The organism is Halorubrum gandharaense (assembly GCF_054654575.1).
Genome location: NZ_BAAIET010000002.1, coordinates 688,792 through 715,170, shown reverse-complemented (window position 1 = coordinate 715,170; position 26,379 = coordinate 688,792). Strand labels below are relative to the sequence as shown.

Genomic DNA, 26,379 nt, shown 5'->3' with positions numbered 1-26,379 from the left:
ACCGGAGCCGGCTGGGGCGTTGGAGCTGTTCGCCGTCGTGCTCACCGCAGCAACCTCTTATAAAAGAGTCACAACACCACCCACGCTCCGCTTATAAACGCCGAACCCGCTCACCTGATACACGTATAGTAGACGTTAGAAATAGTTACACTTTTGGAATCGAGAGTTGATCAAGAGAACTATCGATCGCTGTTGTAAGTTCGTCGAGTGAGTCGAAGAAGCGGTTGCTAAGAGCTGCTTGGAGCTGTCTCCAGCATTCTTCGACTGGGTTCAACTCCGGCGAGTACGAGGGAAGCGTCACGAAGGCGAGGTCGTCACGGGCCGCCAGGTCCGTGACGGCCGACGCCTGAAAGTACGGTGCTCCATCGAGAACGATAATCAGATCATCTTCAAATTCTTCACATAGTGCTAAAATGAAATGTCTTGCGTGAGCGGCGGTAATGTATTCTGTAAACCGAGAGAAGAAGCGATCACCGTTTTCGGTGATCGCGCCCAGCAAACACGTCCACTCCCGTTGACCGGATAATTCGACAGAGGGCCGCGTGCCGCGCGGGAACCACGCGGCACGCGGCTCGACTCGGACAGATTTCTTGGTTTGATCGATACACACTACTGTGGCGTCCATCTCCCGTCGCTTTTTTTGATCTCGTCGTAAAACTCGTCCTGTTCGTCTTCGTCGGATCTAGCGGCTGAACGGCGAGGTTTTTGATAACTCAATCCCGCCTCTTTCAACAACCGCCGACAGCTCTGGATTGAGTACTCGACGTCGTACGTTTCTTCAAGATAGTCTTGCGCGAGCGCCGGCGTCCACGCCGGCGCGTCAAAGCCGATCTCTTGGGGTGATTCGTGGACTGTTTGCTCAAATTCTTCTTGCTGTGTTTCTGAGAGTTTTCGCTTTCGCCCAGATCGGTGAGCATCAGTAACAGCGTGTTCAAGCGGTTCGTCTGTATCGAGTCGGTTGAGCCAGTTATAGATCGTTTTTCGCTCTGTATCGTACCACTCGGCAAGTTCGGTTTGCGTGACGCCGTTTTTGTACGCGATCGCAGCTAACAACCGTTGAGTCGGCTTGTTTCTATCAACGTTGTCAAGCGCCTCTTGGAGTTCTTCGACGGAGATCTCGTTGAGGTGATCCATTACAGACTACACAGATCTCTGAGTAAAAAGTTCTATCGGCTACTATACTCCCGATCTCACTCATCGGAGATTCCGTATTGCTCCCATCCGAGTGGGCGTTTCTCACTGCTCGGGGTTTTAACGGAGCCGCAGGTTCAGCCCTTTTGAGTGCGCCGGCACCGTTCGACCGTACTACGCCCTCCCGTCGCCGCGTCGCGCCACTGCCCGACGCCCTCCCGTCGTCGCCTTTATACGTCGAGCCGCGAAGGTTGCGGTAAGATGGCCATCGACCCCAACTTCGAGAAGAACCGCGAGGAGGTCGGCGAGGAGCACGGCGTCCGGGTGTGGGGACCCGTCGACCCGCCCGAGAAACAGGGGATCCGCGGCACCCACGTCGCCGTCGACTTCGACATCTGCCTCGCCGACGGCGCGTGTCTGGAGGACTGCCCGGTGGACGTGTTCGAGTGGGTGGAGACGCCCGGTCACCCCGAATCCGAGGAGAAGGCGAATCCGACCAACGAGGACCAGTGCATCGACTGCATGCTCTGTGTCGACGTCTGTCCGGTCGACGCGATCGACGTCGACCCCGGACGCGAGAACCGGATTTAAGCCGGTAGCGCCGTCGCCGCTGGTGAGGCCAGAAGACAGATATCCGCCATTCCCGACCCACCCGACATGGACGGACCTGCCCTCCACGCGGACCGGCGGACGTTCCTCCGGACGCCGGCCACTACCGGCACGCTCGCCCTGTTAGGCGGACTCGCCGGCTGTCTCGACCGCATTCGTGGCGCACGTGGCGAGATTCGACCCGAATCGGAGCCGGACGAGCCCCTTCCGACGTTCGAGTGTCCCGACGACGACTTCGAGCCGCACGGCGCGCCGTACGACGAGTCGGAGCTTCGCTGGGGAGACACGGAGGAGTTCGCGCTGCGCGTCGACGACACGTCGTTCGACTACGGTGACACCGCCGAGATCCGGCTGACCAGTGGGATGACCGGCAACCGGAACAAGTGGAGCCTCGAACTGCTCACGACCGACGGTTGGCGTGACGTGCGCGGAACCGTCGACGAGGACGACCGCAGGCTGCTCGACTACACGGACGAGGGCGTCGGCGGGAGCTTCGCCTGGAACCTCACCCTGACCGAACCGGGAATCCTCTCGGAGAGCCACCACGGCGACCGGATGACGGTCTGTCCCGACCTCGTCTCCGGTCGCTACCGGTTCGTGTTCTGGGGGCTGATCGGCGGGGCGGTCGCCGTCGCGTTCGACCTCGAGGTGTGACCGCCCGCCACGACTCCCCGCTACTTCCCGCTACTTTCCAGGACTCTCCGCTACTCGCCGATCCGCTCGCGCGCGGCGGCGACCAGCATCGGGAGCATCACGGTGGCATCGCCGTGGACGGAGGCGTTGCGCGCGTCCTTTTCGAGTTTCCCCCACGAACGCGCCTCCTCGAGTGAGGCGCCCGAGAGCCCGCCGGTCGCCTCGGGGTCCATCGTGATCTGGACGGCGTAGTCGTACGCCCGCGGCGTGACGAGCATCGTCTGGAGGGTGAAGTTCTTCGGGACGCCGCCGCCGACGAGCAGGCAGCCGGCGTCGTCGGCCTCGAACGCGAGATCCGTGAGCGGCGTCATGTCGCCAAGCGCATCGAGCGTGAAGTCGGCCGTCTGGCCGTACATCCACGCCTGCAGCCCGAGCACGGAGTCCTGCACCGCGGGGCAGTAGATCGGCACGTCCGACTCGTAGGCGGCGGCCGCCACGCCGGCGTCCTCCGCGACGTTCTCGCGCTCGTTTACTTCGGCGTTGGCGCGCCCGAGTTCGGCACACAGCTCGGTGATGGTGACGGTGTCACGCTCCTCCAGCGTCGGAAACACCTCCTCGCGGAGGTGGCCCTCGAACTCCGCGAAATGCTCCTGTGGGAGGTAGACGTTGTAGATCCGGTCGACCTCCTCGTCGCGGAGCGTCTCGTCGTGCTCGCGAGTGGTCTTGCCCGGCGCGCCCTCCCGGCCGTGGTGGTGTTTGCCGCCGATCGCCTCGATGGCGTCGTGGGTGAGGTTCGCGCCCGTCGTCACCAGCGCGTCGACGTGGCCGTCGCGGATCAGGTCGGAGACGATCCGGCGCATGCCGGCGGGCACCATTGCGCCCGCAAGCGAGAGAAAGACGGTGCAGTCGTCGTTGTCGAGCATCTCCGCGAGCACGTCGCCGGCCTCGTGGACGGACTCCGCGCCGATGCCGGCGTCGCCGTACTGCTCAAGGAGCTCCGCGACGGTCATCCCGCCCGTGACCTGCGCGTGGCCGACGGGGTCCTCCGAGAACTCCTCGCGGCAGGGGTGGTGGCCGCCGTGGTCGTTCTCGGTCTCGTCGTCCCCCTTCTCGTGGTCGTGTCCGTGGCCGTCTCCGCCGTCGTGGTCGTCGTGATCGTGTCCGTGATCGTGTCCGTGATCGTGGTCGTCGCTCATGCGCGTGTCTGTGCCGCCGGCGCGTTTGAAACGCCCGGTTCCGACCGGTTTCGTTCGGCGCGGACGGGCGGGATCGCGAGACGACCCGTCTCCGCCTATCCGCCGCTGACGGGCGGGAACAGCGCGAGTTCGTCGCCGGCGTCCAGCTCGGTGTCGAGCCCGTCGGCGGCGTGGACGCTCTCGCCGTTTCGGAGCACGTTGATGTGGTCGGCGATCTCCCCGTCATCGTCGAGCACGCGCTCGCGCAGGTCGGGGTGTGCCGCCAGCAGCGCGTCGAACGCGTCACCCACGGTGTCGCCGGAGTCGGCGTCCACCTCGACGACGCGGTCGCCGGCGATCTCCGCGAGGTCGGCGAACAGCTTCCATTGCATACACGAATCCCCGCGGGGCGGGACAAAGAGGGTTGCGTCCCCGCGTGGGACTTGCCGGCGTCGCGTCCGCGAGGCTACTCGGTGGCCCGGTGGGACGGCGAGTCCGGGTCCGAGTCGTCCGTTTCGGGTTCCCCGGAGCCCTCGGATGTCCCCTCCGTCGCCGGATCCGCCGGCGGCTCGTCGGTCGGTTCCTCGTCGGCCAGCGGTTCGCTGGCCGTCGTGTCGTCGGGCGCCGCCGGCGGTGCAGCGGCCAGCCCCTCGAACTGTCGGATCGCGTCCGGGCGGCCGACGAGGTACACCAGGTCGCCCGCACCGAACGTGTAGGCTCGTGACGGGATCGGCTGGACCGAGCCCTCCGGCGGGCGCACGGCGGCGACGACGGCGCCGACATCGCTGACGCTGGAGCCGACGAGATCGCTTCCCTCCCGCACGGTCACCGCAGCCATCGTCTCGTCGGCGTTCCGCAGAAGGGAGGCGAACTCCCGGTCGGCCTGCGGCTCCGCGGGGAGCGTCACGAGCCGGTATCCTCCCTCGCCGGAGAGCTTCGCGGCGTCGGACTCGTCGAGCGCGACGGTCGCCACGTCCTCGGACACGCCCCGGAGCTCGGCGGTCGCGACCCGCTCCGGTTCGGGATCGGTGCGCCACACCTGGACCATGTCGCCCGCGGTGGCGTTGTTCGGGGGGTCGGCGGCGATCGCGATTGCGGCCGCGCCGGGCGCCAGCGTCGGGCCGATGCCTGCCGCCCGCGACCCCACCGCGAAGAACTCCAGCGTGCCGTCGTCGCCGAGGTCGACGTCGACGTAGCCGACGCCGTAATCCTCCTTCACCCGGGTGACGAGCCGGTCCCGCAGCTCCTCGACAGTGAGCTTGCGGGGGAAGACCAGCGTCTTCTCGGCCATCTCGGCCTTCTTGTCGGCGGACACCGGCTCGTAGGTGTCCATGTCACCGATGTCGCTCGCCTTCGGGAGGGTGACCGTCGTGACCCGCCCAACGGTGCGAACGAACTTGCTCATCTCCCCCTCGAACTGCTTCGTGCCGGCAACGGCGAACACGTCGACGGCCAGCCGGTCGCCGGCGTACCGACCGAGCGGGGCGACCACCGCCGCCAGTGCGAGCGCGACGATGTTGAAGAAGACACCCTCCGGGGTGAGTAGCGCCGGGGAGTCGCCGCCCACAACCTCCCCGAGCGAGGTGGTGTTGAGATACAGCGCCACCACCGCGACGCCGAGAATAACCGCGACGCCCTCCGGAACCTCCTGTTTGAAGTACCACCGATACGCGAGCGCGCTTGCGCCGGCAACGAACACCGACAACACCGCGAACGTGAGCAGCGTCACTGCGGCGACACGCGGCTGGCCGAACGTCACATCGAGCGCGAGCGGGACGGCGGCCGGGACGGCGGTCACGCCGCCACCTCCGTAAACCGGTCGAGCGCCTCGCGCGTGCCGACCACGTACAGCTCGTCACCCGCCACCAGCGACGTGGACCCCCGCGGAGCGACCTGCCACGTGCCGTCGTGACGGGCCGCGAGGATCGCCACGTCATACGCCTCGCGGATCTCCGCTTCGCCGATGGTGTGGCCGTCGAGGGGACCGCCGGCGGCGACCGCCACCCTCCGGAACCGCTTGCCTGCGCGGCGAAGCAGCGTGGTCAGCTCGAACTCCCGGCGGGTTCCGCGCGAGAGCACCAGCACCCGACCGCGCTCGGCCCGGAGCAGCGGCCCGGCCTCGGTGCGCTCCACGGCGACGGTGATGCGCCCCTCGCCGCCCGTCGTCGTCGGGGTCGTGGCCGCCGGGGCGGGCGCCGGCGTCTCCGTCGTGCCGCCGTCGGTGCGGGCGTCGTCGTCGATGCGGGTGCCGCCGTCCGTTTTGCTGGCACCGTCCGCCGGTTTCGGCTCCTTTTTCACCTCCGTTTTGCCGCCGGATCTCGCGGCCAGCAGCGTCCCCTCGACGGTGAGGTCGGGCGTGATGACGCGAACCACGTCGCCCCTGGCGAGGCCGGTGGGGACGAGCGCCGGCACGGAGACCGCACGCTTGCCGGCCGGAACGCGCTTGGAGAGCCCGCCGGTCGGTGGCGCGGCCGACACCGTCGCGCGCGCCTTCTCGTCGAGACTCACGCTCACGTCCGCAAGCTCCAGCTCCGTTCGGAGCCGGTCGGCGAACCGGGTTTCCAGCTCCGCCAGCGGTACGTCGGCCGGGAACGTCCACTCGCCGTCGACGATCGCCCGGCGCGTCTCGTTCGGGAGGGGCGGATACCCCTCCATGTCGGCCACTTCGCCCGCGACGGTGACGCGTACCTGTCCGCGACCGCCGACGAGCTCGACGACGTCGGCCGACAGGGACCGCTCACGGAGCTTCCGTAGAGACATCCGCTTGGGCGCGTTTGCACCGAGCTTGTCCCCTTGTGCGTGGGCGTACAGGGAGATCATCAGGACGACGATGATCGCCGTGATAACGGCCGGTGCCCGCTCGGAGGTGCGGATCGTCTCGTCGTTGAGCGCGAGGAGCCCGCCGTTGATGCCGGCGAGTGCCAGCGCGAGGACGACGACACCGAGCCCGGGTATCGTCACCCCCGTGAAGTACTTGAACACGAACCCGAGCACACCGGCAACCAGCGCGGGGATGATCCCCGTGAGAATGCCGAGGTAGATCCCGAAGAGGATCTCCAGCGGTAGTGACATACCTCCACAACCGCCGGAGGGCTTAAACCGTTACCGACGCTGGGACGGGCCCCGAACGGTCACACATCCGGACCCCGGTTCGACGGAGTGGCCGCCGCCTCACTGCTGTACAGCGCGGAATTCTACCCTTGTAGGGGCGGGGAAAGCGCGTACGCCCCGTGAAAGAACCGCCGACGATAGCACAATTGACTCCCAAACATATTTAATAATATTAATAAAGGATGGACAGTATTATGAAACATGGCGTGGGAGGTAACGCGGACCGTTCGCGTTCGCCTTAACGTCCCGGCGGATCGCAAGAACGACCTCCACGACACCAATAACTTGTTCCAGTATTGTGCCAGCCGCACAAGTGACTGGGCATGGCGATACCCGGAAGAAGACTGTATCACCAGCAAAACCGAAGCTGAAAACGCCATCTACGACGACCTTCGCGAAGAGACCAACTATCTGCATGCCAATCTCGTGCAGAAGGCGATCAAACGCGCGACAGACGACATCAGCAATTGCGTAGATCGGCTTGCGGACGGTGAAAACACCAGTCAGCCCGCGTACGAGACGTTCAGTATCGCCTACGACAAGCGGGCGGCCACCTACTATCGGGACAAGGTGAGTCTCGCCACAGTGAACGGCCGTGTCGAGTGTGAATACGACCTTCCCGACCAGCCAGAGGGAACGCCACACGGCGAGTACCTTCTGAACGAAGCGTACTCCTTCTCAACGAGCACGGTCCACTACGACAGCGAGACTGACGAGTTCTACCTCCACGCGGTGATGGAGTGCGAGCTTGACGTTGATCGTCCTGAGAAAGCCGAGCATTCGAAAGTGCTTGGCGTGGATTGTAACGTCGACGACCACATCGCTGTGACCTCGACTGGTCGATTCATCGGCAACGCGGACTTGCTGAATCACCAACGCCGTGAGTTCGAGAAACGCCGGGGCAGTCTCCAGCAAACGGGCACTCGAAGTGCTCACTTGACCTTTCAGCGTATCGGTGATCGGTTCGGTCGCTGGAGCAAAGACTACCTTCACCAGTGTTCCAAAGCGCTTGTCGCAGAAGCGCAACGGCAGGGTTGTACGCACATCGCGTTCGAGGACTTAGAGCAGATCCGCGATCGAATCAGCGACGACAAGAAGTTCCAACAGTGGGCGTTCCGCATGTTACAGGAACAGACGGAAGACAAAGCGGAGCTGGCTGGCATCGTGGTTGAGACGGTAGAGCCGTCGTACACGAGCCAGCAGTGCTCGAAATGCGGGACAACGCTCGAAGAAAACCGTGAAGGGCAGCATTTCGCCTGTCAGGACTGTTCGCACACAGCAAATGCGGACTACAACGCAGCGAAGAACGTCGCACGGAAGTTGACGTTACAACTCCAGCGGGGGCAGAAGTCCCCCGCTGGAGGGGCGTTCTGTCAGTACGCCCTGAAGTCGGGGATGTTGATTGTGAACGCTACTGAAGTGGCGTCCGACACCTTTGTGTCGGCAGAACGGGATTCCACCGGCAAACCAACCCCTTCAGGGGTTGGTAGCTGACGGGAGGTTTAAGTCCGCGCTCGGCGACCGCCGTGACATGGACTGGAGTCGCGAGTGGGTCACCGTTCGGGCGTCGATCGCGTTGACGTTCGCGGTTGCGTTGCTGTCCATCGTCGTCGGGCTCCTCCACATCAGCGGCGTCGGCTTCGACGGTCCGCTGACCCCGTACGTCCCCGACCTCCTGATCCGCACGGTCGGGTTCACCGGCACCATCACCGGGTTCGCAATGTTAGGGAGCGGGTTCCTGCTGAAGAAAGGCTATCGCGTCGGCTGGTACTCGGCGGCCATCCTGCTGCCGCTGACGGCGATTCAGGGACTGATGCAGGCCTCGGTCGTGTCGATCCCCCTCGTCCTGCTGTCGGTCGTTTCGGTGCCCGCACTCGTCGTGAACCGCGGGCGGTTCAGCCGCGAGTTCCACCCGTCGCCAACGCAGCTCGCGGCGGGGGCCGCGCTCGTCACTGCCCTCTCGTACGGGACCGTCGGGTCGTACGCGCTCCGTGAGGAGTTCGCGGGGATCGAGACGATCGTCGACGCCTTCTACTTCACCGTCGTCACGGCCTCGACGGTGGGGTACGGCGACATCACCCCGCTCACCGGTGCGGATTCGGACATCGCACAGCTGTTCGTGCTCTCCTCGCTCGTGATGAACGTCGCCGCCTTCGCGGTGGCACTCGGTGTGCTGCTCACGCCCGCCATCGAGGCCCAGCTCTCCAAGGCGCTCGGAAAAATGACAGAAAAACAGTTCGACCTCCTCGACGACCACGTCCTCGTGCTCGGCTACGGGGACCTGACGGAACCGATACTCGAAGAACTCGCCGGACGCGGCGACGTGCAGTACGCCGTCATCGTCGACGACGACACGTCCGCCCGCGGACTCGACGAACGGGGGATCCCCGTCCTCCGTGCCGACCCCTCGGACGTGGAGCCGTTACAGCGCGCACACGTGGAGGACGCCGTCGCGGTCCTCGTCGCCACCAACGACGACGCGCGCGACGCGCTGGCGATCCTCACCGCCCGCCAGCTCAACCCCGACGTGCGGATCGTCGCCGCCGCCACGCAGCGGGAGAACGTCGACAAGCTCCGCCGGGCGGGCGCCGACCACGTCATCTCGCCGTCGACGCTCGGCGGCCACCTGCTCGTCGACTCCGCGTTCGGCGCCGACAGCGAGGGCGTCGCCGAGGAGATCATCGGCGACGAAGCGGAGTAGGCTGTTCGTCACCTGCCACACTCCCCGCTCCGACCCGAAACGGGTTTACGCCGAGCGCGCCGGCATTCGCCAATGCCCGACCGGCTCCCGTTCGTTCCGGAGGGAACGACCATCCCGCCCGCACCGCATCTCGCAGTGCTGCTTCTATCGGCGCTCGCCGTCGGCTACGCGCTCCGCCGGCGGCCCCCCCGCGTCACCGGGAGACACGTTCTCGCGCTCGCGCCCTGGATGGCGCTCGGATCCTGTCTGCACGTGCTCTACGTCGTCGGCGCGGTGCCCGCAGCGCTGGCGCCGTTCGGCGGCTCCCCGGCCGTCTACCTCACCGTCGCCATCCTCGCGGGCGCGACGTGGCTTGTGGCTGCGGAGGCCGAGGCGACCCGCAAGCGCGTGCCGGCAACGCTCGCGGTCGCGGGCGGCCTGCTGCTTGCCCCGGTCGTTGTCGTCGCGCTCGTCGGCGGCGTCTCGGGTGACGGCGCTTTCTGGTCGGCGGTCTCGCTCGTCGCCACACTCCCGCTCGTCGCCGCCGTCTGGACCGGGCTGATCCGGCTGTTCCCGGGAATCGGCGTGACTGGCGGGGTCGGTGTACTCGCCGTCTTCGGCCACGCGCTCGACGGCGTCTCCACCGCCGTGGGCGTCACGCAGCTCGGGTTCGGCGAGCGGACGCCGCTCTCCCGGTGGATCCTGGAGCTCGGCGGCGTCCCGCCGGTGCCGCTGCTCGGGGAGGGGTGGGTGTTTCTGCTCGTCAAACTCGCCGTGGCGAGCGGGGTCGTCTACCTGTTTGCCGAATACGTCCGCGAGGAGCCGGCGGAGGGGTACCTCCTCTTGGGCTTCGTCGCCGCCGTCGGGCTCGGGCCCGCGGCGCACAACCTGCTGTTGTTCACCGTCGCCTGACCGCGGCGGTGGCCGTACGGAGGACGTTCCGGAAAAGGCAGCTCCGTTGACAGCCTTAGAGAGTGAGATGTTTGTCTCCCCCTGCGGTCAGTACAGAATTCTCGATGAGTGACATCGGGAGTACGTGTATCACGTGAGCGGATGCGGCATTTATAAGAAGGATGTGGATGGTTCTGTCTTCCCTTTATAAGAAGCGTTTGTTTGATGAGTTGCTCGTTCTGCGCACGTGAGGACCGCCTTCAAAAGCCCCAGCCGGCTCCGGTCGAGGGTTCCGGAAGACGTTCCGGCTCGCTACGCTCGCGGGCTGCGACTTCCGTCGTCCCGGAGCCAGCTGCCCCTTTGAGTCCCGCCCCGCACAGCGCCGCAACCGCACCTCAGACCTCCCCAGCCTCGCCGCTCGCTCCGCTCGCGGCGTCCCTCGCGCGCCGCCGAGCGCCCGCTGGGCGCTCGCCGGGCGCGCCACCGCACCACAACTCCGTTTATAAGTGTAGACGTCACAGCCTCTCGCGGCCATTTATATACCACATCGCCGGCGGCGAATTGCAATACTCACTCCCGACATCGAACAATAAGCACCCCTTGACCGGCTGTTTCGTTCGACTTCGCCTCTGGAAAAAGAGGGGTTCACCAACGCCGCTCAGGGCAGGTCGATCGACACGTCGTGCTGACGGCTCGCGGCCTTCACGGTGTTGTACAGCAGCATCGCGCGGGTCATCGGGCCGACGCCGCCGGGAACGGGCGTGATGGCGCCGGCGACCGCCTTCGCCGACTCGTAGTCCACGTCGCCGACCAGCTCGTACCCCGTTTCGGTGTCGGCGTCGACGCGGTTGATCCCCACGTCGATCACCGTCGCGCCCGCCTTCAGCATCGAGCCGTCGACGAACTCCGGCAGGCCGGTGGCGACGACGACGATGTCGGCGCGACCCAGTTTCGCCTCCAGATTCTCGGTCCGCGAGTGACACACCGTGGTGGTGGCGTTGCCCTGCGGCCCCTTTTGAAGCAGGAGGTTCGCCATCGGCTTGCCGACGATGTTCGAGCGCCCGACGACGACGGCGTCGGCGCCCTCGGTCTCCACGTCGTAGGCGTCGAGCAGCTTCTGGACGCCGTGCGGCGTGCAGGGCTTGTACCGGGCGTCGCCCGCGACCAAACGGCCGACGTTCTCGGGGTGGAAGCCGTCCACGTCCTTTTCAGGGGTCACCCGTCGAAGCACCTTGCGGGTGTCGACGTGGTCCGGCACGGGCATCTGGACGAGAATGCCGTGCACGTCCTCGCGGGCGTTGAACTCGTCGATGGTGTCGTACAGCTCGCTCGCCGGCGCGTCGGCGTCGATCGCCACGTGAATGCTCTCGATGCCGACCTCCTCGCAGTCCCGCTGTTTCATCGAGACGTACGTCTCGCTGGCGGGGTCGTCGCTCATCAGCACCGTCGCCAGCCCGGGCGTCACGTCGGCGTCCGCGAGCGTGGACACGCAGTCCGCCACGCCCTCGCGCACGTCGGCCGCGACGGCCTCGCCGTCGATCACGTCGGTCATTATCCGTGTGTCGGCCGTCAGGGGGCAAAAGTATTCGGTTCCATGCCCAACATTACACTAGAAAACCCTGAAGAACGCGCGAATATGGATCGATCCGGGGCGGCCCCAACCGTTTTTCAGTCCTCGTGAGTACGGTCGAGCGGATGTACCGGAAACTGCCGCGCAGCGAGGAGGACGCCATCGCCTACGAGGTCACGGGGAAGCTCGACGAGGACGCGCTCGACGAGCTCCTCACCGACCTGGAGACCGCCATCGCCGACCACGGCACCGTCGATCTCCTTATCAGCGTTCCGGAGGCGCCGGCGCCGTACCTGGAGCGGGAGGCATTCACCGACGACCTCGGTTTCTGGCTACGCCACGGCGACGACGTGGGACGGTACGCGGTCGTCGGCGACGACCGGCTGCTGGAGTTTCTCACCGACGTGAGCGACCCGATGACGTCGACCGAGGTGGAGTTCTTCCACGAGGAGTCGCTCGACGCCGCCTGGAACTGGGTCGTGAACGGGGAATAATTGAGGAGGGCGTTCGCGGTCGGTGAGCAAAAGGCTCTGTTGAAATGTCAAACCTCAAGTGTAAAATTGAGTGGGATATTCGGTCGGTGAAGACCACTTGTTGATCGACAACGGGAGTAGGTGTTGCAGATCGTCGGTTGCGTCAGAGTATATAAACAAACGAGAGTGACATCGACGCTTTCCTTATAAACGGTCATGCTGTGCGGTGGCGCGCCCGGCGAGCGCCCGCTGGGCGCTCGGCGGCGCGCGAGGGAGTCGTCGCCGCAGGCGACGACGAGGCTGGGGAGGCGTGAGGTGCGGTGCTGTGTGGTACGGGGTGGGACTCAAAGGGGCAGCCGGCTCCGGGAAGACGGCCGACGCAAGCACTCAAAAGGCCGGGCCGTGCGGAGAGGCCTTTTGAGCGCGCAGCGAGGGTCCCGCGAGCAGGGCGAGAGCGACCGGAGGGAGCTCTCGATAGCGAACGGCGAAGCCGTGAGCAGCGAGCGGGACGACGGAAGTCGCAGCCGGCGAGCGCCCAACGGGCGCGAGCCGGACCGTCTTCCGGAACCCTCGACCGGAGCCGGCTGGGGCTTTGTAGGCGGTCCTCACCAGCGCAAAACCAGCAACTCCCCGAACAAACACTCCTTATAAAGAGAAACCACCCCCACCAACGCCCTACTTATAAACGCCAACACCAACCTCGTACAACACCTACTCCCGAGGTCACTCATCGAGGAGTCTGCACTGACTGCAGGGGGAGCCAACAGGTCACTCGCCAAGAACTCCAACAGAGCACAAAAAGCTCTTCGTCGCCGACTACTCGTACAGCGGGTACTCCGCACAGAGCTCGTGAACGCGCTCGCCGACCTCGTAGATCACGTCCTCGCTATCGACGTTGTCGACGACGCGGTAGATGAGGTCGCCGACCTCGCGGATGGCCTCCTCGTCGAAGCCGCGCGTGGTGAGTCCGGCGGTACCGGCGCGGATCCCCGAGGGGTTGAACGGCGAGCGCGTCTCGCCGGGAACGGTGTTGGCGTTGAGGACGATGCTCGCGGCCGCGAGCGCGTCCTCCGCCTCGCCGCCGGTGAGATCCGGGTGCGACTCCCGAAGGTCGACGAGCACGAGATGGGTGTCCGTGCCGCCCGAGACGAGCGAGAGTCCGTGGTCCGACAGCGTCTCGCCGAGCGCCTTCGCGTTGTCGACCACTTGCTGGGCGTACGCCTCGAACGCCGGCTCCAGCGCCTCCTTGAAGCCGACGGCCTTGCCGGCGACGTTGTGCATCAGCGGGCCGCCCTGGCCGCCGGGGAACACCGCCTTGTCGATATCGTCGGCGTACTCCTCGTCACACATGACGATGCCGCCGCGCCCGGCGCGGATCGTCTTGTGCGTCGAGCCGGTGACAAAGTCCGCGACGCCGACCGGCGACGGGTGGACGCCGGCGGCCACCAGCCCGGTGATGTGGGCGATGTCCGCGAGGTGGTAGGCGTCGACGGCGTCGGCCGCCTCCTGAATGCGCTCGAAATCAACGTCACGGGGGTACGCGGAGTAGCCGGAGACGATGATGTCGGGATCGAACGACTCGGCCATCTCGCGGAGCCCCTCGTAGTCGAGGTAGCCCGTCTCGGGGTCGACCTGATACTGCTCGACGTCGTACAGCTGGCCCGTGAAGTTGGCCGCGTGACCGTGCGAGAGGTGGCCGCCGTGGTTGAGGTCCAGCGAGAGGATGCGGTCGCCGGGCTCCAACATCGCGTAGTAGACCGCCTGATTCGCCTGCGTGCCCGAGTGGGGCTGGACGTTGACGTGTTCGGCACCCCACAGCTCCTGTGCGCGCTCGATGGCGAGCTCCTCGACCTCGTCGGCGTACTCGCACCCGGCGTAGTAGCGCGCACCGGGATAGCCCTCGGCGTACTTGTTCGTGAGCACGCTGCCCTGCGCCTCCAGCACGGCTTTGCTGGCGTGGTTCTCGCTGGCGATCATCGCAAGCGTCTCCTCCTGGCGGTTCGCCTCGCCCGTGAGCGCGTCGGCGACGGCAGGGTCGACCTCCCGAACGGTGTCGTACTCCATACGCGTGTGGCTGTGTGACTGGACAATAAGCCTGTCCGTCCGGCGCCAAACGTGGACGTATCGGGACCCGACCGACGTCAAAACGCGCACGGTCGTGGATCACGACGGCGAAACCGTTCAGTTTCACCACGGCGCCGACAGAGATTTACGGACGAGTTGGGTACTCCCGCTGAATGGTGGTCGAACTGGAGTGGGATCCGCTCCGGGCCGTCGACGTAACCAACCAAACAACGGCGGTTCACGGCGAGTACCGTCGCGCCGACGACGGGCCGGCCCTCCACGGAACGATGGACCGTCGCGTGACGCTCATCGTCGACGAGCTCCGTTTCGACGACGCCTACGTGGTCGCCGATCGACTCGACACGGGCGAGCGCGTCGAGTTCGGCCACGGCACGGTGTCGCGCGCGCTGGAAGCCGGATCCCACCGGGCTCGGCTCGCGCTCCCGGTGACGACGTTCCTCCGATTCGACGGCCCGGCGACGGTGACCTCACCCGACCACGACACCGTCGCGCTCTCGTTCGCCGAGCCGACCGCGGTGACGATCGGATTTCGCTCCCGGATCAAACGCCCGCGTGAGGAGGTGACGACGACGCCGACTCCAGAGGGGGTAGCCGCCCTCCTCACACGGTTCGCCGCCGGTCACTCGACCACGACGCCGGACCGGTCGTTTCCCGCGATGCGGACGCACCCGCCGACCGTCCGATTTGAGCCGGAGGCCGACCTCCCCATCGCCGATCCCTCTGCCGGTGACTCCCCCGCCGGCGACCTCCCCGAGGACGCGCCGACGGTGACGGTTCCGCCGGCGTACGGCGCGCTGTTGACCGTCGCGCCGTTGGCGTACTACCTCGGTGCGCGCGTCCGGGTGGTGGAGGGCGCCAGTCCCACGCTCACCACGCGTCGAGAACACCGCCTCGACGAGCCCTGCTGTGTCGAGTCGAGCGCCGTCCGCGATCTCCCCGCCGATGCCGAACCGGGCTTCGAGTCGCGGGTCGCCGCCGTCCTCCGCCGGACGTTCTACCTCGACTGCATCGTTCGTAACGCCGGGCCCAACGGGACGGAGCTGGTCGAGAACACGGCGCTCGACGAGCTCCCTCTCGACGCCGAGACGCTGTACGACGCCCCCGTTGCCGAGCGGGTGGACGCGTACCTCGACGCCGACTTCGACGCCGTCGCGGACGTGTTTCCGGAGTGGCACCTCTCGGTGTACCTCGCACCCGGTCTTCGGAGCGTTCGCGCGCTGCCGCACGTCCTCTACAACGTGCCGCAGGTGTACAGCCCGCGGGCCCGCCCGCTGGAGGGCGACGAGTGGCTTACCCGGTCGCTCGACGACTTCTACCGGGGCGCCCGCGAGTCGGAGAGCGTCGACCTCGTCAACCCCGTGCTCGGCCCGAGCCGGACCCACGGCTGGCTCGCGCCCGACACCCCCATCGACGTGTTCAAATCCCGGCTCGCGGCCTACCAGAACCGGAGTCGGCACCGCGCCGTCGACGATGAGGGGATCTCCGTGGTCGCGGTCGTCAACGAGGAGGCAATGACGACGGAGGGGACGGAGGCGGCCACCATCTATCGCCGGCGCGCCGGGGAGCTCGACCTCGACGTGGCCGTCCACGAGGGGGTCGGCGTGGACGCGCTCGCCGAGGTGTTCGCCGGCGACCACGAGTTCGTCCACTTCATCGGCCACTGCGAGCCCGAGGGGCTGGTGTGTTCGGACGGCCACTTCGACGCCGCCGCGCTCGACGCTGCAGGCGTCGAGACGTTCTTCCTCAACGCCTGCGGCTCCTTCCGGCAGGGGATCGAGCTGATCGAGACGGGGAGCGTCGCCGGCGGCGTCACGTTCAACCGCGTGCTCGACCGCAACGCCGCCCGCGTCGGGTCGGCGTTCGCCCGCCTCCTCATGCGCGGCTACACCTTCGAGCGCGCGCTTACCGTCGCCCGCCGGCAGATCATGTCGGGCAAGGACTACGCCGTCGTCGGCGACGGGACGCACTCGGTGGTCCAGACCAACGGGCTGATCGCCAGCGTGTACGAGCTGGAGGCGCTCGGCGACGACGCGTACCGACTCGTACAGGACGCGTACTCGCCGGCGATGCATGGCGGGACATATCGGTCGTTGTTCCAGACCCGAGACGGTCTGCAGCTGTACGGGGCGAAAAAAACGTTCGAGCTGTCCGAGGAGCGGTTGCGGACCGAATTCGCAAAGCTCGATTCGACGCCGATCGTGTTCGATGGCGACCTCCGCTGGAGCGACGAACTCGATGCGTGGCTGTAGTCCCGGGAGTCGGCTACTCGTCGGGGACGGGACCGTCGTCGCCCTGCGAACCACCTTCCATCGGCTCGACGAGGAACTCCGCGCCCTCGGCGGCGGCGCCACTCGCGTACAGCGCGAGCGCGACGACCACCACGAGCAGACGGGTGCCGTGCGTGGCGACGGCGGTTCCGAGGCTGAACTCCAGGTCGTCAAGCAACCGTGTACGGCCTGACATGAACTTTCATTAATCGGATTGGAACATATATTTTACGGTGATACTGTCGGATATTCGGTGGCTGGCGAGCGAATGTTCGAAACACCGATCTCCGGGGGCATGAGCCCCTGTGTGTGGTTGACTCCCGCTACGAACCCCGTTAGTATTAAATAGGTTTCGAGCCAATATACGTTACGAGAAATGGTGTCGAATTTACTTGAAGCGGACATCGAGAATATCCTCGAAACGGCGTTCTCGGAGACCGACGGCGAACTGCTCGTGATCGACCCCTCCGCGGAGACGATCATCTCGCTCGTCGAGGCGGGCACGGAGCGCGACGACCTTCCCGAGATGCTGATGCTCGCCGACGAGCGCACGCTGAAAGACGTGATGGACGACTTCCTCGTCGCGTCGAAGGCGGCGGACCTCGTCGACGCCGGCGCGCTCTCGCTGCGGCTGCTCCCCGAGGACGCGGACAACGCGCTGTTCGTCTCCGAGGACCGCGTGCTGGCGCTGGTGAGCGCCGGCGACAAGGCCGCGGCGCTCTCCTCGGAGGACGAGGCGTTCGTCACGGAAGTGTTCGACACGTACCGCGAGACGTTCGAGGGTGCCGAGGAGTTCCGACTCCGCACGCCCCCGATCAGCCGCGTGCGCGAGACGATGGAAGCGGAGATCGGCGAGGAGCCGCGTGCCGACTTCGACAGCGTGCTCGCGTCGATGGAGACCGCTCGCGGCAACGGCGAGGGGCTCGACGAGGTCACCGTCTCGCTGTTGGTCGCCGCCAAAAACGACGTGCTCCTCTACGACATCTCGAAGTGGGGCGAGGACGTCGGGATCGCCTCGAAGGCGACGTTCTCCCGGACGAAGACCCGACTCGAGGACCTCGGGCTCATCGACACGGAGAAGGTCCCGATCGACGTCGGCCGCCCGCGTCTCCGGCTGAAGCTGGGCGACGACCGCCTCAAGGAGGCCGACGCCGACCAGCTCGCCGGCGTCGCCGGCAGCATCCTGAACTGAGCAACGACTTCGCCGCTCCCCGAGGTTTGCCGTGGTTTCCTCCCCGGACGAACGGCATTCGCCCACGGAGTGCCGTGCGTTCGTGATCGCCGACCCGCTCCCGGGGTGACACTCCCCCGGGGTTTTTCTCTCCGCTGCGCGTGCTGATTCCCATGGACATCGGACTCGTAGGGGACGGACCGGCGGTCGACGCCGTCGCGGCCGCGCTGGGCGACGTGGACGTGAACGTGCTGCCCGTCGAGCCGGAGCTGTTGGAGGGGTTCGACCTGGCGGTCGTCGTCGCAACCACCGGCTCGGAGGTGTTCGCGCGGGCGGACGCCGAGCTCGACCGCTGGGTGGCGGTGGAGGTCGGCGGACTCGGCGGCGTTCCCCTCCTCGAAGTTGACGCGGGGATCACCATCTTCGAGGACGCCTGTTACGACTGTCTCCGTACGCGCGTCGAGAGCGGCGGCTCCGAGCCGGCCGACCGCCCCCGCGGAACCCGCTCAGCGGTCCGGTTCGCCGGGTCGGTGGCCGGCCGCCGGACCATCCAGCTGCTTGCCGGCGAGGAGATCGGCGACACCGTCTCCGAGATTCCGGGACCGGAGCGGACGCTGTTGCCCGTGCCCGGATGTGGGTGCAGCCCCGAGCAGGAACACACGCTGCCGCGCGGCCACGTCGACCGTGAGCTCTCGGCGTCGATCGACCGCGCGGAGCAGGCGGTCGACCCCCGGATCGGCGCGCTCCGTGAGGTCGGCGAACAGGAGTCGTTCCCCGTGCCGTACTACGTCGCCGCCACGGTGGATACGCGCGCGTTTTCCGACGCGCGAGCCGCGGAGTTCGGCGCCGGCGTCGACGCCGACTGGGACGCGGCGTTCATGAAGGCACTCGGCGAGGGGTTAGAGCGGTACGCTGCAGGGGTCTACCGCACCGACGCGTTCGTCGAGGCGCCAGCGGCGGACGTCCGGAACCCTGTCGGTCCCGACCGGTTCGTGCGCCCGGATGATGCGCCGGCGTACGACTCCGAGGACCCGCTCCCGTGGGTGGAAGGTGAGAATCTCGCGACCGGCGAGGTGGCGTCGCTTCCCGCGGAGTTCGTCCACTTCCCGCCGCCGACGGACAAGCGGTATCGCCCGGCGATCACGACCGGACTCGGGCTGGGGAACTCCGGCACTGAGGCCGCGCTGTCGGGGCTCTACGAGACCGTCGAGCGCGATGCGACGATGACGACGTGGTACTCCACGATCGACCCGCTCGGGCTCGAGGTGGACGACGGGACGTTTCGGGAGCTGACCAAGCGCGCTCACGCGGAAGGGCTGACCGTGACGCCGCTGCTCGTCACCACCGACGTGGACGTGCCGGTCGTCGCCGTCGGCGTCCATCGCGACGACGAGTGGCCCAACTTCGCGGCCGGCTCCGGATCGGACCTCGACCCGGCTCGCGCGGCGCGCGCCGCGCTCGCGGAGGCGCTCCAGAACTGGACCGAGCTCCGGTCGATGGGACGGGAGGGCGCCGAGGAGCAGGGGGCCGCCATCGGCCACCATTCGGCGTTCCCCGAGGAGACGCGTGCCTTCTTCGATCCGGACTCCACGGTCCCGCTGGACGGACTCGGCAAGCCCGACGCAGACGGCGAGACGGAGCTGGCGACGGTCGTCGACCGGGTGTGTGCGGCCGGACTGGAGCCGTACGCGGCCCGAACGACGACGCGGGATCTGGAGACGCTCGGCTTCGAGGCGGCCCGCGTGCTCGTCCCCGCGGCCCAGCCGCTGTTCACCGGCGACCCCTTCTTCGGCGAGCGCGCGCGGGACGTGCCGGCGTCGATGGGGTTCGAGCCGCGACTGGAGAAGGCGTACCACCCGTTCCCCTAGCCGGCGAACACGCCGGCGCCATACCCGTCGTTCTCAATCCTCGGCGGTCGCCGGCGTCGCCCCCACGTCGGTCGTGTCGTCTTCGATGTACGCCTGCGTCCACGTCCCGCGCAGGAACCACACGACACCGACGAGGGCGCCGAGCACGTTGCCCAGTGCCATCCCCACCCAGATTCCGGTGGCGCCCCAGTCGAGGACGAACACGAGGATGCCGACGCTCGCAACGCGGCCGACCCACAGGGTGAGAATGGAGATCACCATCGCGGTCTTGGTGTTGCCGGCACCGCGGAACGCGCCCAGAACGACCTGTGAGACGCCGATGAAGGCGAACTCCACGGAGCGGATCCGGACGTAGTCGACGGCGAGCGCGATCGTCGCCGGCGCGTCGGGGACGTCACCGAGGAACACCGAGACGATCGGCTCGGTGAAGATGACCGCGATGACGGCGACACACAGCATGACGCCGGCCCCAGTCGTCGCGGCGAGTTTTACTGAGCGCCACGCGCGGTCGACGCGGTCCGCACCCAGGTTCTGGCCCACCATCGTGTCGATGGCGCGTCCGAGCCCCATCGCGGGGAGAAACACCAGCGAGATGAGCCGGTTACCCAGCCCGTAGGCGGCGACCACCGGCGGCGAGAACGTGACGATCATGGCAGTCAGGGTGATCATCGCCATCGCGCTCGTCGTCTGCTCGACGCTGGAGGGGAGTCCGAGCCGGAAAATGTCCTCGATGAACCCGAAGTCCGGGCGAAGATGCGCGAGCGTGACGGCGGGGCCGAGGTCGGTCGCGAACAGGAGCCAGAGGCCGACGGCGGTCGCGACACCCCGCGAGGCGATGGTGGCGACGGCGGCGCCCTCGATGCCCCAGCCGGTGTAGCCGGTGGCGGCGAACAGCGTCGCCTCGACGCCGTGCGGGTCGAGCGCGGCGATTCCGGGGACCGCCGCGAGCCAGCCGAACAGCGGGTTGTTGGCGAACCCGAAGATGAGGAACGGGTCGAGCACCACGTTGAGCACCACGGACAGCGCCATCACCGCCATGGGCGTTCGGGTGTCGCCGTAGCCGCGCATCAGCGCGGAGAAGACGAAGAAGCCGAACATCAGCGGGATGCCGAGGAAGATGATCTCCATGTAGTCGGCCGCGAGCGGAATCACACTCGCCGCCGTGTCGGGGTCGCTCGGCAGGAGTTCGAGCGCCGGCCGGGTGTAGAAGTAGCCGCCCACGCCGATGAACACGGAGAGGACGGCGACCGAGAGCACGGTCTGACCGGCCACGAGCCCCGCCGAGCGGTCGCCGTCAGCCCCCGTGTACTGTGCAACGAGGATCGCGCCGGCGGTCGTGAACCCGCCGGCGACCGCGATGAGGAGGAAGATCAGCGGGAACGCGAGACTGATGGCGCCGACCGCCTCGGCGGAGAGACGACCGAGGTACAGCGTGTCGACGACGTTGTAGGTAACCTGCAACAGCTGGATGACGACGATGGGCCACGCGAGGTGAAACAGCGGTCGGACGAGGCTCCCCTCGGTGATGGAGTGTTCCTCGTCGTCGCTGCCATCCGGCTGGTCGTCACTCCCGTGGTCACCGGGCGGATCGCTGGAGGGATCAGGGGAGGGCGGCGCGCCGTCGTCCGGCGCGTCGGTGGAGGGATCGCTCACTGCCTTGAGGGGGACGGCGTTCTCCAATCAGCTTTCCGATCCCGTGTGAACGGCTATGAGGAGTCGTTCGGATCCGGACCGTCGGGAGTCGGGTCGTCTCCGGGCGGCTCATCGGCGGTCGACCCGCCGACGGTCGGACCGTGGGGCCCGTCGGCGGCGCCGTCCGCGGCCTCCGACTTGCCGTCCGGATCGGCGTCCAGGTCGGCGTCGTGTGAGGACCCCCGCGGCTCACGCCGCTCTCCGAGGTCGACGTTCGCGGTGCCGGAGGTGTCGTCGAAGACGATGTGGCGGTGCGGGTACGCCATCTCCACGTCGGCGTCGGCGGCGAGCTCGCGGACCCGCGCGTTCACCTGCGACCGCACCTTGCCGAGCTTGTAGGGCTTTTTCACCCAGTAGCGGAGCCGCAGGAGGACGCCGTCGTCCGCGAACTCGTGGACGAGACAGTCCGGACTGGCGGTGTACCGGGCGACGCCGATCCGGATATCGGGGCCGCCGTCGACGACCGCGTCGGAGGACCGGGCCGCTCGCTCCATGATCCGGCGAGCCTCGTCGATGTCCGACTCGTACGTGACGAGGAGGTCCAGGCTCCGGCGGGTCCGCTCGTCCTCCGCGGAGTAGTTGGTGACGTCGCGGTTGCGCATGTTGCCGTTCGGGACGACGAGAAAGGTGTTGTCGAGCGTGAAGATCTTGGTGTAGCGGATCGTGATGTCGTCGACGAACCCCTGCGTGCCGTCCTCCAGTTCGATCATGTCGCCGATCTCGAACGGCTGGTCGGCGAGCACGAACACGCCGTTGATGAAGTTCCCGATAAGCGGCGCGAGGATCACACCGACCACCGCGGAGAACACCGCGCCGGCGAGCAGCACGTCAGGGAGGTCGACTCCCGAGATCCACAGCGCGGTGAAGAGTGCGAGGATGACCGTTCCCACACGAATGCCCCGGAGGAACGTCTGTGCGACGCTCTGTCTGGCGAAGCGGCGGGCGATCGGTCGCCCGAGCAGACGGACGAGGAGCTTCGAGAGGTAGACGCCGGCGACGACGATGAGCACGGCGGCGAGCAGCCGCGCACCCGGCACGCTGGCGAGCGACTCGTCCCACTGGTACAGTGGCGGCTCCGCGCTCTGCAACACGCCCATGCGCTACCCGCGTCGCCCACTCGAAAAAGCGTTTCCACCGGCGGGCGAGTCGACGAATCGAGGATTCGACCGCGGGACTCGCTGGCGACCGTGCGACGAGAACGTCCCGGGCGCGAGCAGCCGAGGGCAACGGCTAACACGTCGTCGGGAGAATCCCGAGACATGCTCGGCATGTTCCGCCGCGACCCGACGTTCAGCGTCACCCACGAACGCCCTCCCAGCGACGTGCTGATCGCCGGGTTCTCCGCGTACGGCCTGGCGGGGCTCACGGCGGTCGACTACCTCGTCGACCAACTGGAGTTGGAGGAGACGGGGTACATCCGCGCGGAAGGGCTCCCCTCGATCACCCCCTTCGAGAAGGGTCGGCCCCGCCATCCGACGCGGCTCTACTCCCGGGAGGACCTCGACATCACGGTGCTGGTCGGCGAGCAGTTCGTCCCCTCGATGCTCGGCGAGTCGCTGGCGACGAAGATGCTGTCGTGGACCGGGAAACACGACGGTTCGGAGATAGCCGTCCTCGCCGGCGTTCCGGTGCCGCACGGACCGGACGCCCACCGGACGTTCCACGTGGCGACCGAAGACTTCCACGAGCGCCGGCTCGCCAACGCCGACCCCGCAGTGCCGCCGATGGAGACCGGCTTTCTCGACGGGACGAACGCCGCGCTGCTCGAACGCGGGATGGACACCGAGCTCGGCGTCGGCGTCCTCATCACGCCGGTCCACGCGCAGGCGACCGACATCGAAGCGGCGATCCGGCTGGTCGAAACTGCCAACGATCTCTACGACCTCGGCGTCGACTCGGGGCCGCTGGAGGCGTTCGCCGCCGAGGTCCAGCAGTACCACGCCGACCTCGCCGAGCGCATCGAGGAGCGCGACGTCGAGTCCTCGCACGACCGGATGTACATGTAACACGGCCGTCCCGAACGCAGGGAGTCGGCTTCGGAACGACGTGCAACTCGGCTCATAGTAAACACCTATACAGGGTGACCACGTTGGACCGGATATGGCAGACGACCTCCGTGCGACGCTCGATTACGTCGGGGACCGGTTCAACCTCGGCGAGTACGAGATCGACGCGTATCTCGCGGTGCTCGAACACGGCGAGTTGACCGCAAGCGAGATCGCCGACCGAACGGACATTCCCCAGCCCCGGGTTTACGACACGGTGCGGAGCCTCGCGGACCGCGGACTCGTCGAGCTCCGGGAGTCACGGCCGATGAAGATCGTCGCGGTCGACCCCGACGAGGCGTTTGGCGAGCTCCGCTCGTCGTTCACCGAGATGGTCGACGAGCTGGAGGCGCGCTACACCGCGCCGGCCCGCGAGACGGAGGCCGTCTCGCTGGTGAAGTCGCGCTCGACGATCCTCCGGTACATCGAGGAGGTGATCGCCGGCGCCGAGTACGAGCTCGCCGTCTCGCTCACGCCCGACCTGCTCCGCCGGTTCCGCGACGAGCTGGCCGCGAAGGTCGCCGCCGGCGTCAGCGTCGAGCTGCTGGTCACGCCCGCCTCGCGGGCACCGAGTCCGGCCGAGTTCGACTATCTGGAGGTGGCCACCACCGCTCGCGCACGACGTGGGATCACCACCCCGGTGCTCGCGGTCGGCGACGGCGAGTACTCCGTCTACGCCACCCAGGACGCGCTGCGGGACGACCAGGAGCGCTACGGCGTCATCTTCAACCGCTCCGCGCTCGGCTTTCTCGTCTCCGGCTTCTTCGGCACCGTCCTCTGGACGACCGCCGAAACGTTGGCCGATGATCGCGGTGACCGCCCGTTTCCCCGGCGCTACGCCTCGATCCGGCGCGCCGTGAAGGACCTCCGCGAGCTCGACGGCACCTTCCACGCGACCGTCGAGGGACGCGACATCGAGACCGGCGAGCCGGTCACCGTCCGCGGTCGCGTCGTCGATGTCGCCTTCGAGGACAGCGAGGAGGTGGCGTCGCTCGTCGTCGAGACCGATGAGGGCGGTCGCGTCGAGATCGGCGGCCGCGTCGCCGCCTTAGAGGACGTGGAGGGCCAAGAGATCGTCATCGGCCGGGACGCGCCGCCGGCGCTGTAGGAGGATTCGGGGTTTTTGATGAGGATGCTTGTTGAGCGATATCGGGAGTGAGTATTGCAGTTCGCTGCCGGCGATAGAGTATATAAACTGTCGAGAGTGGCAGTAGTGGTCTCCTTATAAACGGGATGCGGTGCGGTGGCGCGCCCGACGAGCGCCCCACGGGCGCTCGTCGGCGCGCGAGGGAGTCGTCGCCTACGGCGACGACGAGGCTGGGGAGGCGTGAGGTGCGGTTGCGGTGCTATGCGGGGTGGGACTCAAAGGGGCAGCCGGCTCCGGGAAGACGGGCGACGTAAGCACTCAAAAGGCCGGGCGGTGCTGAGAGGCCTTTTGAGCGCGCAGCGAGCCCCTCGACCGGAGCCGGCTGGGGCTTTTGAAGGCGGTCTCCGTCACCGAATCATCAGCAACTCACCGAACAAACACGCCTTATAAAGAGCAACCAACCCCACCAACGCCCTACTTATAAACGCCAACACCAACCTCGTACAACACCTACTCCCGATATCGCTCATTGAGAATTCCACACGGGACAGCGGACGTCCTCAGTACTGTCCTCCGGAACCGCAACCCGGCCAGTGCGCTTCCCGTTTCCGTCGACGATCCCCCTATCGTCGCGCCGGCCCCTCAAAAAGCGCCGCCAGTCGGTCTCCCTCAAGGCCCGCCGCGACTCCCAGCGCCAGCGCCACGCGGGCCTTCGCCGCCGGGAGATCGCCGGCGAAGAGGACGCCGTGGTCCGCGAGGGTGACGGCGCCGCCCGGGGTGCCGTACACCGGCTCCGTCGGCCCCGAAAAGGGGCGACCGGCGACGACGACGGGAGGCGAGTCGTCCCCGTCGAGCGCCTCGCCGATCCGGTCGCCGAGCGCCGCGGTGACGTTGCCGAGGCCGGTCCCCTCCACGACCACGCCGCCGACGGCCTCTGCGCCGAGCGCGCGGTCGAGCTGGCCGGCGCCGACTCCCGTCCCGGAGTGGACCACCGGCACCTCGGGGACGCGCTCGGCGGCCGCAGCCCGATTCTCGAGATCGAACGCGTCCGCGAGCGCCGACACCTCGGTCCCGCGGCGCGGTTCGCGGTGAACCTGCACTGCGGCACGGGTGAACGAGGCGACCGGCCCCTTCGCGGGCGCGGTCATCGTCGAAAGCGCGTTCGAGTGGCCCTTCACCACGTCGCGGGCGGCGTGGAGCTCGTCGTCGAACGCGACATGCACGCCGGGAGCGAACCGCGAATTGGCGGCCGCCCGCACCGCGAGCGTCAGGTTCGCCGGCGCGTCGCTGGAGGGCTCGTCGAGGCGACGCTGGGCGCCCGTGACGACGACCGGCGCGTCGAGGTCGGTGAGCAGGTCGAGCGCGAACGCGGTGTCCGCGAGGGTGTCGGTGCCGTGAGTGACGACGACGCCGTCCGCACCGCCAGCGACGACCTCGCGCACGGTGGCCGCGGTCGCGAACACGTCGCGCCATCGCACGTCGAATCCCGGCTGGGAACACACCTCGTGGGCAGTGACTCGTGCGTGATCGGAGACGCCGGGGACGGCGGCGACGAGATCCTCACCGGTCTTTTCGGGTGCCGCGCCGGCGTCGTCGGGCTCCGAGGCGATGGTGCCGCCGCACGCGACGACCGCCACGTGCGGGGATGTTCCGTCGTCGAACGACGATGAGGAAGTCGGCATGCAGGGAGCTCGGACCGGCGGCCCCTAAGCGGTTCGCCCACCGGCACGTCTCGCACGAGGTATGCATTCGATCGGGGCCGGTCGGCAGCGAGTAATTCGACACACGTCGATCCGGTGAAAAAGAATGAGTGGCCCGTATGAACGGTCTCGACGATTCTGTGACGCTCGTAAAACGTCTTGCTCGACTAACCAGTCGGGGTGAAATGCCC

Annotated in this window: 21 protein-coding genes and 1 pseudogene; 11 read left to right on the top strand and 11 right to left on the bottom strand. The window is 67.2% G+C overall.

Annotated features, from left to right (window positions below):
* Positions 1-135: 135 nt before the first annotated feature.
* Positions 136-1,134, bottom strand: a pseudogene (locus ACYQ07_RS12545) (IS630 family transposase).
* Positions 1,135-1,392: 258 nt separating this feature from the next.
* Between ACYQ07_RS12545 and ACYQ07_RS12540 the strand changes: the two are divergent.
* Both ACYQ07_RS12540 and ACYQ07_RS12535 read left to right on the top strand, forming a co-directional pair.
* A complete protein-coding gene (locus ACYQ07_RS12540) occupies positions 1,393-1,722 on the top strand; it encodes a 4Fe-4S dicluster domain-containing protein (protein WP_459882100.1) in 330 nt (109 codons plus the stop codon).
* 66 nt (positions 1,723-1,788) lie between these two features.
* On the top strand, positions 1,789-2,394 hold the full coding sequence (locus tag ACYQ07_RS12535; RefSeq protein ID WP_459882098.1) for a hypothetical protein: 606 nt from the start codon (positions 1,789-1,791) through the stop codon (positions 2,392-2,394).
* Positions 2,395-2,444: 50 nt separating this feature from the next.
* Here the strand turns inward: ACYQ07_RS12535 and ACYQ07_RS12530 are convergent, their stop codons facing one another.
* The 4 genes from ACYQ07_RS12530 to ACYQ07_RS12515 form a co-directional block, all read right to left on the bottom strand.
* Positions 2,445-3,569, bottom strand: a complete 1,125-nt coding sequence (locus ACYQ07_RS12530) for a deoxyhypusine synthase (protein WP_459882096.1) — start codon at positions 3,567-3,569, stop codon at positions 2,445-2,447.
* A 95-nt stretch (positions 3,570-3,664) separates the two neighbouring features.
* Positions 3,665-3,940 carry a ubiquitin-like small modifier protein 1 gene (locus ACYQ07_RS12525; protein WP_459882095.1) on the bottom strand — a complete coding sequence of 92 codons (276 nt, stop codon included), beginning with the start codon at positions 3,938-3,940 and terminating at the stop codon, positions 3,665-3,667.
* Positions 3,941-4,014: 74 nt separating this feature from the next.
* Positions 4,015-5,346: a cation:proton antiporter regulatory subunit gene (locus tag ACYQ07_RS12520; RefSeq protein ID WP_459882093.1), complete on the bottom strand. Its 1,332-nt coding sequence runs from the start codon at positions 5,344-5,346 to the stop codon at positions 4,015-4,017.
* On the bottom strand, positions 5,343-6,620 hold the full coding sequence (locus ACYQ07_RS12515) for a potassium channel family protein (RefSeq protein ID WP_459882091.1): 1,278 nt from the start codon (positions 6,618-6,620) through the stop codon (positions 5,343-5,345). Before ACYQ07_RS12515 ends, ACYQ07_RS12520 begins: the two co-directional genes overlap by 4 nt.
* A gap of 240 nt (positions 6,621-6,860) precedes the next feature.
* Between ACYQ07_RS12515 and ACYQ07_RS12510 the strand changes: the two genes are divergently transcribed.
* From ACYQ07_RS12510 to ACYQ07_RS12500, 3 genes are all read left to right on the top strand, one after another.
* A complete protein-coding gene (locus tag ACYQ07_RS12510; protein ID WP_459882089.1) occupies positions 6,861-8,153 on the top strand; it encodes an RNA-guided endonuclease InsQ/TnpB family protein in 1,293 nt (430 codons plus the stop codon).
* Between the two features lie 37 nt (positions 8,154-8,190).
* Positions 8,191-9,360, top strand: a complete 1,170-nt coding sequence (locus ACYQ07_RS12505) for an NAD-binding protein (RefSeq protein WP_459882087.1) — start codon at positions 8,191-8,193, stop codon at positions 9,358-9,360.
* 72 nt (positions 9,361-9,432) lie between these two features.
* A complete protein-coding gene (locus ACYQ07_RS12500; protein ID WP_459882085.1) occupies positions 9,433-10,251 on the top strand; it encodes a DUF63 family protein in 819 nt (272 codons plus the stop codon).
* A 637-nt stretch (positions 10,252-10,888) separates the two neighbouring features.
* On the opposite strand, the gene ACYQ07_RS12495 is transcribed toward ACYQ07_RS12500, so the two are convergent.
* Positions 10,889-11,782: a bifunctional methylenetetrahydrofolate dehydrogenase/methenyltetrahydrofolate cyclohydrolase gene (locus ACYQ07_RS12495; RefSeq protein WP_459882083.1), complete on the bottom strand. Its 894-nt coding sequence runs from the start codon at positions 11,780-11,782 to the stop codon at positions 10,889-10,891.
* 143 nt (positions 11,783-11,925) lie between these two features.
* On the opposite strand from ACYQ07_RS12495, the gene ACYQ07_RS12490 reads away from it, so the two are divergent.
* Positions 11,926-12,294 (top strand): SpoIIAA family protein, encoded by a 369-nt coding sequence (locus ACYQ07_RS12490; protein ID WP_459882081.1) that lies wholly within the window; start codon positions 11,926-11,928, stop codon positions 12,292-12,294.
* A 795-nt stretch (positions 12,295-13,089) separates the two neighbouring features.
* Here the strand turns inward: ACYQ07_RS12490 and glyA are convergent.
* The gene (gene glyA, locus ACYQ07_RS12485) at positions 13,090-14,337 is read right to left on the bottom strand and encodes a serine hydroxymethyltransferase (protein WP_459882079.1); all 1,248 of its coding nucleotides are present in this window, start codon (positions 14,335-14,337) and stop codon (positions 13,090-13,092) included.
* A gap of 173 nt (positions 14,338-14,510) precedes the next feature.
* Here glyA and ACYQ07_RS12480 point away from each other — a divergent pair, with 173 nt between their 5' ends.
* Positions 14,511-16,607, top strand: a complete 2,097-nt coding sequence (locus tag ACYQ07_RS12480; protein WP_459882077.1) for a hypothetical protein — start codon at positions 14,511-14,513, stop codon at positions 16,605-16,607.
* A gap of 13 nt (positions 16,608-16,620) precedes the next feature.
* On the opposite strand, the gene ACYQ07_RS12475 is transcribed toward ACYQ07_RS12480, so the two are convergent.
* Positions 16,621-16,821: a hypothetical protein gene (locus ACYQ07_RS12475; protein WP_459882076.1), complete on the bottom strand. Its 201-nt coding sequence runs from the start codon at positions 16,819-16,821 to the stop codon at positions 16,621-16,623.
* A gap of 180 nt (positions 16,822-17,001) precedes the next feature.
* Between ACYQ07_RS12475 and tbsP the strand changes: the two genes are divergently transcribed.
* Entirely contained in the window at positions 17,002-17,817 is an 816-nt protein-coding gene (gene tbsP / locus ACYQ07_RS12470; RefSeq protein WP_459882074.1) for a transcriptional regulator TbsP, read from the top strand.
* Between the two features lie 152 nt (positions 17,818-17,969).
* Positions 17,970-19,664, top strand: coding sequence for a YcaO-like family protein (locus ACYQ07_RS12465; protein WP_459882072.1), 1,695 nt, complete (start codon positions 17,970-17,972; stop codon positions 19,662-19,664).
* Positions 19,665-19,697: 33 nt separating this feature from the next.
* On the opposite strand, the gene ACYQ07_RS12460 is transcribed toward ACYQ07_RS12465, so the two are convergent.
* Both ACYQ07_RS12460 and ACYQ07_RS12455 read right to left on the bottom strand, forming a co-directional pair.
* Complete coding sequence (locus ACYQ07_RS12460; RefSeq protein WP_459882071.1) at positions 19,698-21,317, bottom strand: MATE family efflux transporter; 1,620 nt, start codon at positions 21,315-21,317, stop codon at positions 19,698-19,700.
* 53 nt (positions 21,318-21,370) lie between these two features.
* The gene (locus tag ACYQ07_RS12455) at positions 21,371-22,453 is read right to left on the bottom strand and encodes a mechanosensitive ion channel family protein (protein ID WP_459882069.1); all 1,083 of its coding nucleotides are present in this window, start codon (positions 22,451-22,453) and stop codon (positions 21,371-21,373) included.
* A 162-nt stretch (positions 22,454-22,615) separates the two neighbouring features.
* Here ACYQ07_RS12455 and ACYQ07_RS12450 point away from each other — a divergent pair, with 162 nt between their 5' ends.
* Positions 22,616-23,362 (top strand): proteasome assembly chaperone family protein, encoded by a 747-nt coding sequence (locus ACYQ07_RS12450; RefSeq protein WP_459882067.1) that lies wholly within the window; start codon positions 22,616-22,618, stop codon positions 23,360-23,362.
* Between the two features lie 94 nt (positions 23,363-23,456).
* A complete protein-coding gene (trmB, locus tag ACYQ07_RS12445) occupies positions 23,457-24,509 on the top strand; it encodes an HTH-type sugar sensing transcriptional regulator TrmB (RefSeq protein WP_459882065.1) in 1,053 nt (350 codons plus the stop codon).
* Positions 24,510-25,111: 602 nt separating this feature from the next.
* Here the strand turns inward: trmB and ACYQ07_RS12440 are convergent.
* Positions 25,112-26,170, bottom strand: coding sequence for an asparaginase (locus ACYQ07_RS12440; RefSeq protein WP_459882063.1), 1,059 nt, complete (start codon positions 26,168-26,170; stop codon positions 25,112-25,114).
* Positions 26,171-26,379 lie beyond the last annotated feature (209 nt).

Bases quoted from the DNA above. Each gene is read 5' to 3' on its own strand.
- ACYQ07_RS12540 (WP_459882100.1), top strand. From the start codon at position 1,393: ATGGCCATCGACCCCAACTTCGAGAAGAACCGCGAGGAGGTCGGCGAG.
- ACYQ07_RS12535 (WP_459882098.1), top strand. From the start codon at position 1,789: ATGGACGGACCTGCCCTCCACGCGGACCGGCGGACGTTCCTCCGGACG.
- ACYQ07_RS12530 (WP_459882096.1), bottom strand. From the start codon at position 3,569: ATGAGCGACGACCACGATCACGGACACGATCACGGACACGATCACGAC.
- ACYQ07_RS12525 (WP_459882095.1), bottom strand. From the start codon at position 3,940: ATGCAATGGAAGCTGTTCGCCGACCTCGCGGAGATCGCCGGCGACCGC.
- ACYQ07_RS12515 (WP_459882091.1), bottom strand. From the start codon at position 6,620: ATGTCACTACCGCTGGAGATCCTCTTCGGGATCTACCTCGGCATTCTC.
- ACYQ07_RS12510 (WP_459882089.1), top strand. From the start codon at position 6,861: ATGGCGTGGGAGGTAACGCGGACCGTTCGCGTTCGCCTTAACGTCCCG.
- ACYQ07_RS12505 (WP_459882087.1), top strand. From the start codon at position 8,191: ATGGACTGGAGTCGCGAGTGGGTCACCGTTCGGGCGTCGATCGCGTTG.
- ACYQ07_RS12500 (WP_459882085.1), top strand. From the start codon at position 9,433: ATGCCCGACCGGCTCCCGTTCGTTCCGGAGGGAACGACCATCCCGCCC.
- ACYQ07_RS12495 (WP_459882083.1), bottom strand. From the start codon at position 11,782: ATGACCGACGTGATCGACGGCGAGGCCGTCGCGGCCGACGTGCGCGAG.
- ACYQ07_RS12490 (WP_459882081.1), top strand. From the start codon at position 11,926: ATGTACCGGAAACTGCCGCGCAGCGAGGAGGACGCCATCGCCTACGAG.
- glyA (WP_459882079.1), bottom strand. From the start codon at position 14,337: ATGGAGTACGACACCGTTCGGGAGGTCGACCCTGCCGTCGCCGACGCG.
- ACYQ07_RS12480 (WP_459882077.1), top strand. From the start codon at position 14,511: ATGGTGGTCGAACTGGAGTGGGATCCGCTCCGGGCCGTCGACGTAACC.
- ACYQ07_RS12475 (WP_459882076.1), bottom strand. From the start codon at position 16,821: ATGTCAGGCCGTACACGGTTGCTTGACGACCTGGAGTTCAGCCTCGGA.
- tbsP (WP_459882074.1), top strand. From the start codon at position 17,002: ATGGTGTCGAATTTACTTGAAGCGGACATCGAGAATATCCTCGAAACG.
- ACYQ07_RS12465 (WP_459882072.1), top strand. From the start codon at position 17,970: ATGGACATCGGACTCGTAGGGGACGGACCGGCGGTCGACGCCGTCGCG.
- ACYQ07_RS12455 (WP_459882069.1), bottom strand. From the start codon at position 22,453: ATGGGCGTGTTGCAGAGCGCGGAGCCGCCACTGTACCAGTGGGACGAG.
- ACYQ07_RS12450 (WP_459882067.1), top strand. From the start codon at position 22,616: ATGCTCGGCATGTTCCGCCGCGACCCGACGTTCAGCGTCACCCACGAA.
- trmB (WP_459882065.1), top strand. From the start codon at position 23,457: ATGGCAGACGACCTCCGTGCGACGCTCGATTACGTCGGGGACCGGTTC.
- ACYQ07_RS12440 (WP_459882063.1), bottom strand. From the start codon at position 26,170: ATGCCGACTTCCTCATCGTCGTTCGACGACGGAACATCCCCGCACGTG.